13 protein-coding genes are annotated in these 15,957 nt (G+C 32.7%); all 13 read left to right on the top strand.

The genetic code is table 11. The annotated features are described in order from the left end of the window. Window positions 1-3 precede the first annotated feature (3 nt). The 13 genes from fakA (at window position 4) to rpsP (ending at window position 15,909) form a co-directional block, all read left to right on the top strand. The gene (fakA, locus tag BDW25_RS02180; RefSeq protein ID WP_002448785.1) at window positions 4-1,662 is read left to right on the top strand and encodes a fatty acid kinase catalytic subunit FakA; all 1,659 of its coding nucleotides are present in this window, start codon (window positions 4-6) and stop codon (window positions 1,660-1,662) included. A gap of 575 nt (window positions 1,663-2,237) precedes the next feature. Then, window positions 2,238-4,289 (top strand): ATP-dependent DNA helicase RecG, encoded by a 2,052-nt coding sequence (recG, locus tag BDW25_RS02175; protein WP_002455437.1) that lies wholly within the window; start codon window positions 2,238-2,240, stop codon window positions 4,287-4,289. Window positions 4,290-4,427: 138 nt separating this feature from the next. Continuing rightward, window positions 4,428-4,997, top strand: a complete 570-nt coding sequence (fapR, locus tag BDW25_RS02170) for a transcription factor FapR (protein ID WP_049336517.1) — start codon at window positions 4,428-4,430, stop codon at window positions 4,995-4,997. After that, the gene (plsX, locus tag BDW25_RS02165) at window positions 4,990-5,976 is read left to right on the top strand and encodes a phosphate acyltransferase PlsX (RefSeq protein ID WP_049336515.1); all 987 of its coding nucleotides are present in this window, start codon (window positions 4,990-4,992) and stop codon (window positions 5,974-5,976) included. The genes fapR and plsX overlap by 8 nt, the downstream gene beginning before the upstream one ends. Then, complete coding sequence (gene fabD, locus BDW25_RS02160) at window positions 5,969-6,895, top strand: ACP S-malonyltransferase (RefSeq protein WP_002455435.1); 927 nt, start codon at window positions 5,969-5,971, stop codon at window positions 6,893-6,895. The genes plsX and fabD overlap by 8 nt, the downstream gene beginning before the upstream one ends. Further along, window positions 6,888-7,622, top strand: coding sequence for a 3-oxoacyl-[acyl-carrier-protein] reductase (gene fabG / locus BDW25_RS02155; protein ID WP_133944738.1), 735 nt, complete (start codon window positions 6,888-6,890; stop codon window positions 7,620-7,622). The genes fabD and fabG overlap by 8 nt, the downstream gene beginning before the upstream one ends. A gap of 128 nt (window positions 7,623-7,750) precedes the next feature. Then, window positions 7,751-7,984, top strand: coding sequence for an acyl carrier protein (locus tag BDW25_RS02150; RefSeq protein ID WP_001830184.1), 234 nt, complete (start codon window positions 7,751-7,753; stop codon window positions 7,982-7,984). 81 nt (window positions 7,985-8,065) lie between these two features. After that, a complete protein-coding gene (gene rnc, locus BDW25_RS02145) occupies window positions 8,066-8,797 on the top strand; it encodes a ribonuclease III (protein ID WP_002448736.1) in 732 nt (243 codons plus the stop codon). A 69-nt stretch (window positions 8,798-8,866) separates the two neighbouring features. Further along, the gene (smc, locus tag BDW25_RS02140; protein WP_133944736.1) at window positions 8,867-12,436 is read left to right on the top strand and encodes a chromosome segregation protein SMC; all 3,570 of its coding nucleotides are present in this window, start codon (window positions 8,867-8,869) and stop codon (window positions 12,434-12,436) included. Continuing rightward, entirely contained in the window at window positions 12,433-13,662 is a 1,230-nt protein-coding gene (gene ftsY / locus BDW25_RS02135; protein ID WP_002488662.1) for a signal recognition particle-docking protein FtsY, read from the top strand. Before smc ends, ftsY begins: the two co-directional genes overlap by 4 nt. Beyond that, window positions 13,649-13,981: a putative DNA-binding protein gene (locus BDW25_RS02130; RefSeq protein WP_002448806.1), complete on the top strand. Its 333-nt coding sequence runs from the start codon at window positions 13,649-13,651 to the stop codon at window positions 13,979-13,981. Before ftsY ends, BDW25_RS02130 begins: the two co-directional genes overlap by 14 nt. Window positions 13,982-14,001: 20 nt before the next feature. Continuing rightward, window positions 14,002-15,372 (top strand): signal recognition particle protein, encoded by a 1,371-nt coding sequence (gene ffh / locus BDW25_RS02125; RefSeq protein WP_002448737.1) that lies wholly within the window; start codon window positions 14,002-14,004, stop codon window positions 15,370-15,372. A gap of 261 nt (window positions 15,373-15,633) precedes the next feature. Further along, entirely contained in the window at window positions 15,634-15,909 is a 276-nt protein-coding gene (gene rpsP / locus BDW25_RS02120; protein WP_002448807.1) for a 30S ribosomal protein S16, read from the top strand. Window positions 15,910-15,957 lie beyond the last annotated feature (48 nt).

The raw sequence follows: 15,957 nt of genomic DNA, 5'->3' as shown, positions 1-15,957 counted from the left end.
ACGATGATTAGCAAAATTAATGGTAAATTATTTGCCGATATGATAATACAAGGGGCACACAATTTATCTAATAATGCAGATTTAGTTGATTCCCTTAATGTATATCCGGTACCTGATGGTGATACAGGAACAAATATGAATTTAACAATTACCTCAGGTCGCGAAGAAGTTGAAAATAATTTATCTCAAAGTATTGGTGAATTAGGTAAAACTTTTTCTAAAGGACTTTTAATGGGAGCACGTGGTAACTCTGGTGTTATTTTATCTCAATTATTTAGAGGATTTTGCAAAAATATTGAAGATGAAAAGGAAATTAATGCTCAACAATTTGCTAGTAGTTTTCAAGCAGGTGTCGATACAGCTTATAAAGCAGTCATGAAACCAGTTGAAGGAACTATTTTGACTGTTGCCAAAGATGCAGCAAGTGCAGCTATGACTAAAGCAGAAGAAACAGATGATTGCATCGAAGTAATGGAATATACAATCGAAAAAGCTGAGCAATCTTTAAATAATACGCCAAATTTATTAGCAGTTTTAAAAGAAGTAGGCGTAGTGGATAGTGGCGGTAAAGGTTTATTGTGTGTCTACGAAGGCTTTTTAAAAGGACTAAAAGGCGAAAAAGTTGAAGCTAACAAACAAAAATTAGACACAGAAGATTTGGTTCATGAAGAACATGATTTTCATGGGGTTATTAATACAGAAGATATTAAGTACGGTTATTGTACTGAAATGATGGTACGCTTTGGAAAAGATAAAAAAGAATTTAATGAACAAACATTCAGAAATGACATGAGCGAATTTGGTGATTCGTTATTAGTTATTAATGATGATGAAATAGTTAAAGTCCATGTACATACAGAAACACCAGGTGAAGTGTTCAATTATGGACAACAATATGGTGAGCTTATTAAATTAAAAGTAGAAAATATGCGTGAACAACATCGTGAAGTAATTAGAAAAGAACAAAGTCATCAACAAGCAACAGCTTCGCAACAACCTAAAACAGTTGAAACAGCAGTAATTGCCATTTCAATGGGTGAAGGTATCTCTGAGTTGTTCACTTCAATGGGTGTGACACACATTATTAGTGGTGGGCAAACAATGAATCCTTCTACAGAGGATATTGTTAAGGTGATTGAACAGTCTGAATGCCAGCGTGCAATTATCTTGCCAAATAATAAAAATATTAGAATGTCTAGTGATCAAGCAGCACAACTTGTTAAAGCTGATACAGTAGTCATTCCAACTACATCTATTCCTCAAGGTATTGCAGCACTTTTCCAATATGATGTTGCATCTACGTTAGAAGAAAATGCGTCTCATATGAATACAGCGTTAGAAACTGTTAAATCTGGCTCAATTACATTTGCTGTCAGAGATACTAAGATTGATGGTGTAGATATTAAAAAAGATGAATTTATGGGATTAGCTGAAAGTAAAATTGTGACTAGTAATGCAGATGAATTTAAAACTATTACTGGCTTATTAAGTACATTGTTAAATGAAGAAAGTGAAATCTTAACAGTGATTACTGGTGAAGATGCACAATCTGATATGACAACTCAATTAGAAGAATGGGTAGAAAATGAATATCCAGATGTTGAAATAGAAATCCATAAAGGTGATCAACCAATTTATCCATATTTATTTGCTGTAGAATAAAGTGAGATTTAATAGTGGGAGTGATAACGATGAAATGATTATCGTTGTCACTCCCCATTTTATATTTAATAAAAGTATTGAAAAATATGACACTGGAAAACTTACTTTAATAGGTTTTTCAAGACATAATGACCAGTCAATATATATTAAAATAGAAAAATATGCTATCAATAATGAACTGTAAAATAGAGGAAGATATCACAATTAAGAAGATAACTAATATTCAAAGAGTGATTAAAAAAATATCATATAATTTAGCAGTAATAATAACTGGGAATGTATGTATAAATCGTTTTTTGATTTAAACCTTGATGGAACATAAAAATACTTCGTACTTCTAAAATTTAAATAAGATTAAGAGCTAATGCAAAATCATTTAAAATAGATTTATGCTCTCTTTCATATTATTAGTTAAGTATGATAAAACGATATTAGTATTAAAAGTGAATGTTGTACGTTTAAATGAAGTGAGTGATATTCATTTGTCAAGTGGACTATAGTAAGATGGTATCACTAAATATTTATAATAAACGTGATAAAATATAAATAAGATTAAAAATATTAGGTGAGAAATAATGTCGAAAGTTAGTTTAATTGAAAGTCCATATCCGCTTCAATCTATAAAAGGACTTGGACCAAAGAGAATTGCTTTACTACATGAATTAAACATTCACACAATAGAAGATTTAGTGTTGTATTTACCAACGCGTTATGAAGATAATACTGTTGTAGATTTAAACTTAGCTGAAGATCAATCTACTGTGACAGTAGCAGGAGAAATTTATTCTGTACCCACGGTAGCCTTTTTTGGTCGGAATAAATCAAAATTAACTGTCCATTTAATGATTGATAATATCGCAGTTAAATGTGTATTTTTTAATCAACCGTATTTAAAAAAGAAAATTGAGTTAAATCAAACAGTGACAATAAAAGGTAAATGGAATCGTGCTAAACAAGAAATTAATGGCAATCGTATTTTTTTTAATGACACTCATACCTCTACTGAAGAAGTGAGATTAGAACCGGTATATCGACTTAAAGAAGGTATTAAACAAAAACAAATGCGTGATATGATTCATCAATCTCTTAATGATGTCACTATACATGAATGGATTACGGAGGAATTAAGACAAAGGTACAAATTGGAATTACTAGATTATACTATTAAAACGTTGCATCTACCTAAAGATAAACAAGCTCTTATGCGTGCGAGACGTACATATGCTTTTACTGAATTATTTATGTTTGAACTACGTATGCAATGGTTAAATCGCTTAGAAAAAGCTTCAGATGAAGCCATTGAAATTAATTATGATATTAATAAAGTGAAGTCATTTATCCAGTCGTTACCTTTTGAATTAACAGATGCACAGAAATCGAGCGTTAATGAAATATTTAGAGATTTGAAAGCGCCAATACGCATGCATCGTTTATTACAAGGTGATGTTGGGTCAGGGAAAACAGTTGTAGCAGCAATTTGTATGTATGCACTCAAAACTGCTGGATATCAATCTGCACTGATGGTACCTACAGAAATTTTGGCTGAACAACATGCAAATAGTTTAACAGAACTTTTTGGTGACCATATGAATGTTGCTTTATTAACTGGATCGGTAAAAGGAAAAAAAAGACGTGTATTGTTAGAACAATTAGAGAATGGAACGATCGATTGTTTAATTGGCACGCATGCATTGATTCAAGACGATGTACAATTTAAAAATGTAGGGTTAGTTATTACTGATGAACAGCATCGTTTTGGTGTGAATCAACGTCAATTACTAAGAGAAAAAGGTGCTATGACCAACGTATTGTTTATGACTGCGACGCCTATACCGAGAACGTTAGCCATTTCAGTATTTGGAGAAATGGATGTGTCCTCAATTAAACAATTACCTAAAGGTCGAAAGCCAATTATTACACATTGGGCGAAACATGAACAGTATGACCAAGTGTTAGCTCAAATGACAAGCGAACTAAAAAAAGGACGTCAAGCCTATGTGATTTGTCCACTAATTGAAAGTTCTGAACACCTAGAAGATGTACAAAATGTTGTTGAGCTTTTTGAGTCACTACAAGAGTTTTATGGTAAAACACATGTAGGTTTATTACATGGGAAAATGTCAGCAGACGAAAAAGATGATGTAATGGCACGTTTTAGTAATCATGATATTGATATCTTAGTGTCGACAACCGTAGTTGAAGTAGGCGTTAATGTTCCTAATGCTACATTTATGATGATTTATGATGCTGATCGTTTTGGATTATCTACACTACATCAACTTAGAGGTCGTGTTGGACGTAGTGAACATCAAAGTTATTGTGTATTAATTGCATCACCTAAAACAGAAACTGGCATAGAAAGAATGACCATTATGACACAAACTACAGATGGATTTGAATTAAGTGAATATGACTTAGAAATGAGAGGCCCTGGTGATTTCTTTGGAGTTAAACAAAGCGGGTTACCAGATTTTATGGTTGCTAATATAGTAGAAGATTATCGTATGCTAGAAGTAGCTCGTGATGAGGCCGCAGAACTCATTCAATCTGGGGAGTTTTTTACTGAGAAATATGAACGTTTAAGAGCATTTATCAACGACCACTTACTTAACATGAGTTTTGATTAACATCAGTAAACTGATATTTAATTCAAATTATTTATTATATGAGAATGTAATATTTGTTGAGGATAATAAATAGAAAGTGTTATGATATGTGAGGAATGATTAAGACTTGGTACTAAAATATTTAAAGGGGAGGAAAGTATGAAATTAAAAAAAACAGAACGTCGTCATGAGATTAAGAAGGCGATTAATGAAAACCCCTTTATTACGGATAGTGAATTGTGTGAATTATTCAACGTAAGTATTCAAACTATCCGTCTGGATCGCACACAACTTAATATTCCTGAATTACGTAAACGTATTAAATCTGTAGCCAAACAAAATTATGAATATATCAAAGGATTGGAAGCTAATGAAGTGATTGGGGATCTTATTCAAGTTAAACCTAATTATTCTGCCCAATCTATTATAGAAATTACAGAAGAGTATGTGTTTCAAAAAACACGTATTGCACGTGGGCATATTTTATTTGCTCAAGCTAATTCATTATGTGTAGCCCTAATACATAACTCTACTGTTTTAACTCAAGAAAGTAATTTGAAATTTATTGAAAAAGTAAAGTTGCATGATAATGTTAGAGCAGAAGCAACCGTAATCAATAGAACAAATCGACATTATGATATAAAAGTGGAATCTTTTGTAAAAGATACACTCGTTTTTACAGGCATATTTAAAATGTTTTATATAAGTGAGGATGAAAACCATGGTTAAAATTGCTGTAGATATGATGGGTGGCGACAATGCACCAGGCATCGTATTAGAAGCTGTAGAGAAAGCAATCAATGATTTTAAAGATTTAGAAATTATTTTATTTGGTGATGAAAAACAATATACATTAAATCATAAGCGTATAGAATTTAGACATTGTTCAGAAAAAATTGAGATGGAAGATGAGCCTGTACGTGCCATTAAAAGAAAAAAAGACAGCTCAATGGTACGCATGGCAGAAGCGGTTAAATCTGGTGAGGCAGATGGTTGTGTATCTGCTGGTAATACAGGTGCTTTAATGTCAGCAGGGCTATTTATCGTCGGACGTATTAAAGGCGTAGCTAGACCAGCACTTGTTGTCACATTACCTACTATCGATGGTAAAGGATTTGTATTTTTAGATGTTGGAGCCAATGCAGATGCAAAACCTGAACACTTATTGCAATATGCACAGCTAGGTAATATTTATGCTCAAAAAATTAGAGGTATTCAACAACCTAAAATATCATTGTTGAATATCGGAACTGAACCAGCAAAAGGAAATGCCTTGACTAAAAAAACATATCAATTATTAAAAGATGAAGCGAGTCTCCGATTTAATGGAAATATTGAGGCTAAAACATTGATGGAGGGTGACACAGATGTAGTTGTCACTGATGGTTATACTGGAAATATGGTACTAAAAAACATCGAAGGTACTGCTAAATCAATTGGAAAAATGTTAAAAGGTACACTACTAGCTAATTTAAAAAATAAGCTTGCTGCTGCGATATTGAAAAAAGATATCAGTAAGTTTGCGAAAAAATTAGACTATGCAGAATATGGTGGGTCTGTTCTTTTAGGGTTAGATGGTACTGTAGTAAAAGCACATGGTGGTTCAAATGCACGTGCATTCTATTCTGCAATTCGACAAGCTAAAATTGCTGGTGATGAACAAATAGTAAAAATTATGAGAGAAACGGTAGGTGGTGACAATGAGTAAAACTGCAATTGTTTTTCCTGGACAAGGTGCACAAAAAGTAGGAATGGCTAAAGATTTATATCATGTTAATAAAGATGCGACTTCTGTTTTAGAATCAGCGCAAACAACTGTTGATTTTGATTTATTAGAAACGATGTTTACAGATAAAGAGAAAAAATTAGGAGAAACTGAGAATACTCAACCTGCATTGTTAACACATAGTATTGCATTACTAGAAGCACTAAACCGTATAGATGCTGACTATACAATGGGGCATAGTCTTGGTGAATATTCAAGTTTAGTGGCTGCTGGCGTACTAAAATTTGAAGATGCAGTGAAAATTGTGCGTAAGCGTGGCGAATTAATGACTCAAGCTTTTCCAAATGGTGTAGGAAGTATGGCTGCTGTTTTAGGGTTAAGTTATGAAGAAGTAGATGAAATTTGTAAAGAAATTTCATTTGGAGATCAATTAATTGAACCTGCCAATATTAATGCACCAGGTCAAATTGTTGTATCTGGGCATAAGGCGCTGATTGATAAATTAACTAAAGAAGGAAAAATTTTAGGTGCGAAGCGTGTGATTCCTTTAGCAGTATCAGGTCCCTTCCATTCTTCAATGATGCAAGTAATTGAAGAGGATTTCGCTTCATTTATTGATCAATTCACTTGGAATGATGCTCAATTTCCTATCGTTCAAAATTATAATGCTCATGGAGAAACAAAAGCAGAAACGATTAAACAAAATATGGTGAAACAACTCTATTCACCAGTACAATTTATTAAATCTACAGAGTGGTTAATAGACCAAGGCGTGGATCATTTTATTGAAATTGGGCCTGGTAAAGTATTATCTGGTTTAATTAAAAAAATTAATCGAGATGTAAAAATTACATCGATTCAAACATTAGAAGATGTGAAAGGATGGAATGAAAATGACTAAAAGTGCATTAGTAACTGGTGCTTCTAGAGGAATTGGACGTAGTATTGCATTGCAATTAGCAGAAGATGGATTCAATGTAGCAGTTAATTACGCGGGTAATAAAGAAAAAGCAGAAGCAGTGGTTAAAGAAATCAAAGAAAAAGGCGTAGAAAGTTTTGCAATACAAGCAAACGTTGCTGAAGGTGATCAAGTCAAAGCCATGATTAAAGAAGTTGTAAATCAATTTGGCTCTTTAGATGTTCTTGTAAACAACGCAGGTATTACAAAAGACAATTTATTAATGCGAATGAAAGAGCAAGAATGGGATGACGTTATTAATACTAACTTAAAAGGGACATTTAATTGTATTCAAAAAGCTACGCCACAAATGTTACGCCAACGTAGCGGTGCTATTATCAATTTATCTAGTATTGTAGCGGCTATGGGTAATGCTGGACAAGCTAATTATGTAGCGACAAAAGCAGGTATTGAAGGACTGACAAAATCAAGTGCACGTGAACTTGCTTCACGTGGTATTACTGTTAATGCAGTTGCGCCTGGGTTTATCGTCTCAGATATGACAAATGCATTAAATGAAGATCTTAAATCACAAATGTTGGAGCAAATTCCATTATCACGTTTTGGAGAAGATAAAGATATTGCCTATGCAGTGTCATTTTTAGCATCTGATCGTGCGAAATATATTACAGGTCAAACGTTATCAGTTAATGGTGGCATGTATATGTAATATATACGTCATGTATTTAAAAGGATAAATAGTCATTATATCCTTTTAATAAATACTTGTGTTTTAGCCCTTAAAATGGGAAAATATAATAGTCTATGGATAGACACTTTTAAAGGAGGTGAATCGACGTGGAAAACTTCGATAAAGTAAAAGATATCATCGTTGACCGTTTAGGTGTAGACGCTGATAAAGTAACAGAAGATGCATCTTTCAAAGATGATTTAGGCGCTGACTCACTTGATATCGCTGAATTAGTGATGGAATTAGAAGACGAATTTGGTACTGAAATTCCTGATGAAGAAGCTGAAAAAATCAACACTGTTGGTGATGCAGTTAAATACATCAATAGTCTTGAAAAATAAAAACTTACATCTGAGTCGTCGTCATGATGGCTCAGATTTTTTTCATAGGACATCAATAACATGAACGGAGGTTTATCAATCATGCACCCGAAACAATCAGAAATGATTAAAGATTTTCAATATCAATTTGATAAAAAAATGAAGATGCTTGGTCTTAGTTATACTCATTTAGATGTGTACCAACAAGCGTTTTCGCACTCTAGCTTTATTAATGATTTTAATATGGATCGATTAGCGCATAACGAGCGTTTAGAATTTTTAGGAGATGCGGTATTAGAATTGACGGTTTCACGTTACCTTTTTGACAAATATCCTAATTTACCAGAAGGAAATTTAACTAAAATGAGAGCGACAATCGTATGTGAACCCTCACTTGTAATATTTGCAAATAAAATTGAATTAAATCAACTCATTTTACTTGGAAAAGGTGAAGAAAAAACAGGTGGTAGAACAAGACCTTCATTAGTATCAGATGCTTTTGAAGCGTTTATTGGGGCTTTATACTTAGACCAAGGCTTAGAAGTAGTCTGGAAGTTTGCTCAAAAAGTCATTTTTCCATATGTAGAACATAATGAATTAATTGGCGTGGTCGATTTTAAAACACAATTCCAAGAATATATTCATAGTCAAAGTAAAGGGGATGTGACGTATCATTTGATTAAAGAAGAAGGTCCAGCACACCATCGTTTATTTACATCTGAAGTGATTTTAGAAAATAAAGCAATCGCAAAAGGACAAGGCAGAACAAAAAAAGAATCTGAACAAAAAGCAGCTGAAAGTGCTTATCATAAGTTAAGAGATGAGAACAAATAATAATGAACGCATTTCATATATTATCTTCTTTTCAACAAGAATGAGTATGAATGAATTAAGGAGAAGAGTATGGTTTATTTGAAATCTATAGATACCATTGGCTTTAAGTCATTTGCAGATCGTACGAATGTACAGTTCGATAGAGGCGTGACAGCAATTGTTGGTCCAAATGGTAGTGGAAAAAGTAATATTACTGATGCGATTAAATGGGTTTTAGGAGAACAATCTGCTAAGTCGCTTCGTGGCTCTAAAATGGAAGATATTATTTTCTCAGGGGCAGAACATCGTCAAGCACAAAATTATGCAGAAGTACAATTAAAATTAGATAATTCTACAAGAGGGTTGCAGATTGAGGCTGATGATGTGATTGTAACACGTCGTCTTTATCGTAGTGGAGAAAGCGAATATTATTTAAATAATGATAGGGCACGTCTACGCGATATTACAGAGTTATTTTTAGATTCTGGTCTAGGAAAAGAAGCGTTTAGTATTATTTCACAAGGTAGAGTAGATGAAATTTTAAATGCTAAACCTGTTGACCGACGTCAAATCATAGAAGAATCAGCGGGTGTTTTAAAATATAAAAAAAGAAAAACGGAATCTTTACAAAAGCTAGGTCATACAGAAGATAATCTATCTCGAGTAGAAGATATTTTATATGATTTAGAAGGGCGTGTTGAACCTCTAAAAGCAGAAGCATCTATTGCTAAAGAATACTTACAATTATCAAAAGAGATGGAGCATAGTGATGTTGTCGTAACTGTACACGATATTAATCAATATGATGAAGAGAATCGTCAACTCGATGAACGATTGAATCATCTAAAAAGCCAACAAGCTGAAAAAGAAGGCCAACAAGCTCAATTAAATCAATATTTACAAAAACAAAAAACACAACGTCAAAAGCTTGAAAGAGATACCGACCACGTTAATATAGATTTAATTACTACAACTGAGGAATATGAAAAATTTATTGGAAAATTAAATGTCCTTGAAGAGCGAAAAAGAAATCAATCAGAAACGAATGCACGTTTTGAAGAAGAATTAGATAATTTACAATATGAATTAAAGAATGTTCAAGATGAAAGAGAACTTTCTTTAGAACAAGTATCTAAACTTAAAAAACAGCATCAATCGCTTAATAAAGAGATTAAACAGTTAGAATCAAAACTTAATCTTACAGATGCACAACATGATGAAAAATTAGAAACTATTAAAAATGAATATTATGAATTAATGTCCGAGCAATCTGAAGTGAATAATGATATTCGTTTTTTAGAACGTACTATTCAAGAAAATGAAACCAAAAAAACACGTCTCGATGCAAGATTAATAGAAGTATTTGATCAACTTAAACATATTCAAAAGGACATACATCAAACCGAACAAGCGCATACTACTACATCACAAAAAATGAATGTAACAGAGAAAGACATGCGTGACGTTGAATATCGTTTATCTGAAACAAAACGTATAGAAGCGACATATGAAGATAAGTTATATCAAGCGTATCGATATACTGATAAAATGCGTGTGCGTATGGAAAGTTTAGAAACACAAGCAGAAGACTATTCCTACTTTTTTAATGGAGTAAAACATATATTAAAAGCAAAAGAGAATACTTTAAGTGGTATTCATGGTGCAGTAGCCGAAGTCATCAAGGTACCATCAAAATTAACACAAGCGATTGAAACAGCGTTAGGAGCCTCCTTACAACACATTATTGTAAATAATGAAAAAGATGGTCGCCAGGCGATAAAATTTTTAAAACAACGAGGATTAGGAAGAGCAACATTTTTACCACTAAATGTAATTAGAGCAAGAAGTTTATCTCATCATATCCAAAATGTAGCTCGAAATTTTGATGGTTTTATTAATATTGCATCTGAAGCGGTTGAAGTTAATCAAACGTATCAAGCTGTCATAGATAATTTGATGGGTACTACCATTATAGTGGAGAATCTTAAAATTGCGAATGAACTTGCAAGAGCGATTCAATATAAAGCGCGAATCGTTACCTTAGAAGGAGATATCGTTAATCCAGGAGGATCAATGTCAGGTGGCGGAATGCGTCAATCAAAAAGTATTTTAGCTCAAAAAGATGAATTGACAACAATGAAAACACAATTAAACGACTACGAAGAGAAAACAAAAGAATTCGAACAACAATTGCAAAATCAAAAAGAGGAAGTTGAGACATTAAGTAATAAGTATGTAGATTTAAGTCAACAATATCATCAATTAAAAGCCACCGCTCACGAAGAAACATTGACTTTAGATCGATTAAAAAAACAAGAAACACATATAAAAAGTGAACATGAAGAATTTGAATTTGAGAAAAATGATGGCTATCAAAGTGAAAAAAGTCGTCATACATTAAAACAACAACAATTACGGTTATCTGAAATTCAAGAGCAACTAAAACAACTTGAAAAGGACATAGAGGTATATTCAAAGCTCTCTAAAGAGGGTAAAGAAAATGTATCGCAAGTTGAAAAAGAATTAAATCAAAAACGTTCTGATGTTGCAGTCGTTAAAGAAAAAATAAGCCATCAAACTATGTCGTTGGAAAGAATAGACAAACAACATGCACAAATTAACCAACAAATCATAGCAACTAAAGAGAAAATAGAATTATTTAATTCTGACGATATGATGGGCGAAAAAGCATTTCAACAGCTTCAATCAAGTATCCAAGATAAAGCGTCTCAACGTGATACATTAAAACAAAAACTTGATGCTTTAAAAGAACAAAAAGAGTCTATAAATGAAGATATTGAAATTCATGAGTACAAACTCGAACAATGCCATCAAGATTTATTATCCATTGAAAGTTTTTATCAAGATATTAAGGCCCAACAGTCTAAATTAGATGTTCTTATTAATCATGCAATGAATCATTTAAATGAAACGTATCATCTTACACTTGAACGTGCGAGAGAAACGTATCAATCAGATGTTCCAATAGAAACATTAAGAAAAAAAGTGAAATTAACTAAGATGTCAATTGAAGAATTAGGTTCAGTTAATGTTAATGCTATTGAACAATTTGAAGAATTAAATGAGCGTTATACATTTTTGAATGAACAGAGAAATGATTTAAGAGAAGCAAAACAGACTTTAGAACAAATCATTGATGAAATGGATCAAGAAGTAAAAGATCGTTTCAAAGCTACATTTTTTGAAGTACAAGATTATTTTACATCTGTATTTCAATCACTTTTTGGTGGTGGTCATGCCAAGTTAGAGCTTACGGATGATGATTACTTGTCTGCAGGAGTAGATATTATTGTTCAACCACCAGGTAAAAAATTACAACATCTTTCTCTATTAAGTGGTGGCGAACGCGCATTAAGTGCTATTGCATTACTATTTGCTATTTTAAAAGTAAGATCAGCACCATTTGTTATACTAGACGAAGTGGAAGCAGCTTTGGATGAAGCCAATGTTATTCGTTACGCACAATTTTTAAATGATTTATCTGAAAAAACACAGTTTATCGTCATTACGCATAGAAAAGGTACAATGGAGTATTCGGATCGTTTATATGGTGTTACAATGCAAGAGTCAGGCGTTTCAAAATTAGTAAGTGTAAATTTAAATACAATAGATGAGGTTATGAAGGAGGAAAATGCATGAGTTTTTTCAAACGACTGAAAGATAAATTTTCTACAAAGTCGACTGAAGATATTGAAAAGGAATTAACGGAAGATGAGGAATTAGATCAACCATCAACAAAAGACAATGAACAAGAAAATGAAGAACCCGCACCAAAAAAGAAAAAACCACGTAAATTAAGCGAAGCTGACTTCGATGAAGATGGGTTAATTTCAATTGAAGATTTTGAAGAAATTGAAGCTCAAAAAATGGGAGCGAAATTTAAAGCAGGTTTAGAAAAATCAAGAGAAAACTTCCAAGAGCAATTAAATAACTTGATTGCACGTTATCGAACTGTAGATGAAGATTTCTTCGAAGCTTTAGAAGAAATGTTGATTACTGCGGATGTAGGTTTCAATACGGTTATGCAATTAACGGATGAATTACGTACAGAAGCACAACGTCGTAATATCAAAGAAACTGAAGGTTTAAGAGAAGTTATCGTTGAAAAAATTGTAGAAATTTATCACCAAGAAGATGATCATTCAGAAGCAATGAATATCGAAGATGGCCGATTAAATGTCATTTTAATGGTTGGGGTCAATGGTGTAGGTAAAACTACAACGATTGGTAAATTGGCACATCGTTATAAAATGGAAGGTAAAAAAGTTATGTTGGCTGCTGGTGATACTTTCAGAGCAGGTGCAATTGAACAATTACAAGTTTGGGGCGATCGTGTAGGCGTAGAGGTAATCAGACAAAGCGAAGGTTCTGATCCTGCAGCAGTTGTTTATGATGCAATCAATGCGGCTAAGAATAAAGGTGTAGATATATTAATTTGTGATACAGCAGGTCGTTTACAAAATAAATCAAACTTAATGCAAGAATTGGACAAAATGAAAAGAGTCATTAGTCGTGCTGTTCCAGATGCACCACATGAAGCATTATTATGTTTAGACGCAACCACTGGTCAAAATGCACTATCACAAGCACGTTCATTCAAAGAAGTAACCAACGTTTCAGGGATTGTGCTCACTAAATTAGATGGCACAGCAAAAGGTGGTATTGTACTTGCTATTCGAAATGAATTGCATATTCCTGTTAAATACGTTGGTTTAGGTGAAAAACTAGATGATTTACAACCATTTAATCCTGAAAGTTATGTATATGGACTGTTTGCTGATATGATTGAGCAAAATGATAATATCCCTGATGAAATGCAAAGCTTAACAAACAATAATGAGGAACACCAAAATGGGGAAAAATGATTTAGTTAAAACGTTAAGAATGAATTATCTATTTGATTTTTATCATTCTTTGCTTACTGAAAAACAAAAGAATTATCTTGAATTATTTTATCTAAATGATTACTCATTAAGTGAAATTGCTGAAACGTTTAAAGTGAGTAGACAAGCGGTTTATGATAATATAAGAAGAACTGGCGATTTAGTAGAAGACTATGAAACTAAATTAAAGTTATATGAGAAATTTGAACAACGTCAAATGATTTATAACGAAATGAAACAATCCATTCATGATACTAAAAAACTGGAACATTTAATCCAAAATTTAGAAGAACTAGAATAATTTATAAGGAGGTTGTTAATATGGCATTTGAAGGATTATCCGATCGTTTACAAGCCACGATGCAAAAAATTCGCGGTAAAGGTAAAGTAACAGAAGCGGATATTAAAACAATGATGCGTGAAGTTAGATTAGCATTGTTAGAAGCCGATGTTAACTTCAAGGTAGTCAAAGACTTTGTTAAAACAGTTTCCGAACGTGCTTTGGGATCAGACGTTATGCAGTCTTTAACACCTGGACAACAAGTTATAAAAATAGTACAAGATGAATTAACACAATTAATGGGTGGAGAAAATACATCTATTAAAATGGCTAATAAGCCACCCACAGTTGTAATGATGGTTGGTTTACAAGGGGCAGGTAAAACAACTACTGCTGGTAAATTGGCATTGTTAATGCGAAAAAAATATAATAAAAAGCCAATGTTAGTAGCAGCCGACATATATCGTCCAGCTGCGATTAATCAATTACAAACAGTAGGTAAACAACTTGATGTACCTGTTTATAGTGAAGGTGATCAAGTTAAACCACAACAAATTGTAGATAACGCATTAAGATATGCTAAAGAAGAACATTTGGACTTTGTAATTATCGATACGGCGGGACGTTTACACATTGATGAAACATTAATGAATGAATTAGCTGATGTTAAAGAAATCTCAAAACCAGATGAAATTATGCTTGTTGTAGATGCAATGACAGGACAAGATGCTGTGAACGTTGCGCAATCATTTGATGAGCAATTAGATGTCACTGGTGTGACTTTAACTAAATTAGATGGAGATACTCGTGGTGGTGCGGCACTTTCTATTCGTGCAGTAACACATAAACCAATTAAATTTGTTGGTATGAGTGAAAAAATGGATGGTTTAGAATTATTCCATCCAGAGCGTATGGCATCTCGTATACTAGGTATGGGTGATGTATTAAGTCTTATCGAAAAAGCGCAACAAGATGTGGACCAAGAAAAAGCTAAAGATTTAGAAAAGAAAATGCGTGAGTCTTCATTTACATTAGATGACTTCTTAGAACAATTGGATCAAGTGAAGAATCTAGGACCACTGGATGATATTATGAAGATGATTCCAGGTATGAATAAAATGAAAGGCTTAGATAAGCTAAATATGAGCGATAAACAAATTGACCATATTAAAGCTATTATTCAATCAATGACACCTAATGAAAGACAAGATCCAGCAATTTTAAATGTTTCAAGAAAGAAACGTATAGCAAAAGGCTCAGGCCGTTCATTGCAGGAAGTGAATCGTTTAATGAAACAATTTAATGATATGAAAAAAATGATGAAACAATTTACGGGTAATGGTCGTAAAGGTAAAAAAGGTAAACGTAGCCAAATGGAAAATATGTTAAAAGGCATGAATTTACCATTCTAGAAAGTAATGAAGACGGAATAACATTTTAAGTGTTATTCCGCTTTTTCATAAATAAGTAAAGGAATGCATGTATATTGGTATATGCATAACCAAAATGAATAAAGATAAGCCCTAGCTAAAGCTAGTACATAATCAAATTTACGATTTATTTCATAAATCTAGATTTGGTAAAGAAAAAAATCTTTACAAAGTTGAATGTTCCTGTTATTATTATTTCTTGTAGAAAATAAAAATTAAAAGATTTAAAGGAGAGTTTTATAAATGGCAGTTAAAATTCGCTTAACTCGTTTAGGTTCAAAAAGAAATCCATTCTATCGTATCGTTGTAGCTGATGCGCGTTCACCTCGTGATGGTCGTATCATCGAACAAATCGGTACTTACAATCCAGCAAGTGTAAATGCACCAGAAGTTAAAATCGATGAAGAATTAGCTTTGAAATGGTTAAAAGACGGTGCAAAACCAACTGATACTGTTCACAATATCTTATCAAAACAAGGTATTTTAAAAACATTTGATGAACAAAAACGTTCAAAATAATTGATAATAATATCATATAATAACTGGTCTGTGACATAAGGTATGTCA

The sequence above is a fragment of the Staphylococcus sp. AtDRG32 genome, assembly GCF_004365845.1.
GTDB lineage: Bacteria > Bacillota > Bacilli > Staphylococcales > Staphylococcaceae > Staphylococcus > Staphylococcus hominis.
Note: the sequence above shows the minus strand (reverse complement) of the source record. Positions and strands in the feature narration are given on the sequence as shown.

Excerpts from the sequence above, each read along its gene's own strand:
- fakA (WP_002448785.1), top strand. The coding sequence starts at position 4 with ATGATTAGCAAAATTAATGGTAAATTATTTGCCGATATGATAATACAA.
- recG (WP_002455437.1), top strand. The coding sequence starts at position 2,238 with ATGTCGAAAGTTAGTTTAATTGAAAGTCCATATCCGCTTCAATCTATA.
- fapR (WP_049336517.1), top strand. The coding sequence starts at position 4,428 with ATGAAATTAAAAAAAACAGAACGTCGTCATGAGATTAAGAAGGCGATT.
- plsX (WP_049336515.1), top strand. The coding sequence starts at position 4,990 with ATGGTTAAAATTGCTGTAGATATGATGGGTGGCGACAATGCACCAGGC.
- fabD (WP_002455435.1), top strand. The coding sequence starts at position 5,969 with ATGAGTAAAACTGCAATTGTTTTTCCTGGACAAGGTGCACAAAAAGTA.
- fabG (WP_133944738.1), top strand. The coding sequence starts at position 6,888 with ATGACTAAAAGTGCATTAGTAACTGGTGCTTCTAGAGGAATTGGACGT.
- rnc (WP_002448736.1), top strand. The coding sequence starts at position 8,066 with ATGCACCCGAAACAATCAGAAATGATTAAAGATTTTCAATATCAATTT.
- smc (WP_133944736.1), top strand. The coding sequence starts at position 8,867 with ATGGTTTATTTGAAATCTATAGATACCATTGGCTTTAAGTCATTTGCA.
- ftsY (WP_002488662.1), top strand. The coding sequence starts at position 12,433 with ATGAGTTTTTTCAAACGACTGAAAGATAAATTTTCTACAAAGTCGACT.
- BDW25_RS02130 (WP_002448806.1), top strand. The coding sequence starts at position 13,649 with ATGGGGAAAAATGATTTAGTTAAAACGTTAAGAATGAATTATCTATTT.
- ffh (WP_002448737.1), top strand. The coding sequence starts at position 14,002 with ATGGCATTTGAAGGATTATCCGATCGTTTACAAGCCACGATGCAAAAA.
- rpsP (WP_002448807.1), top strand. The coding sequence starts at position 15,634 with ATGGCAGTTAAAATTCGCTTAACTCGTTTAGGTTCAAAAAGAAATCCA.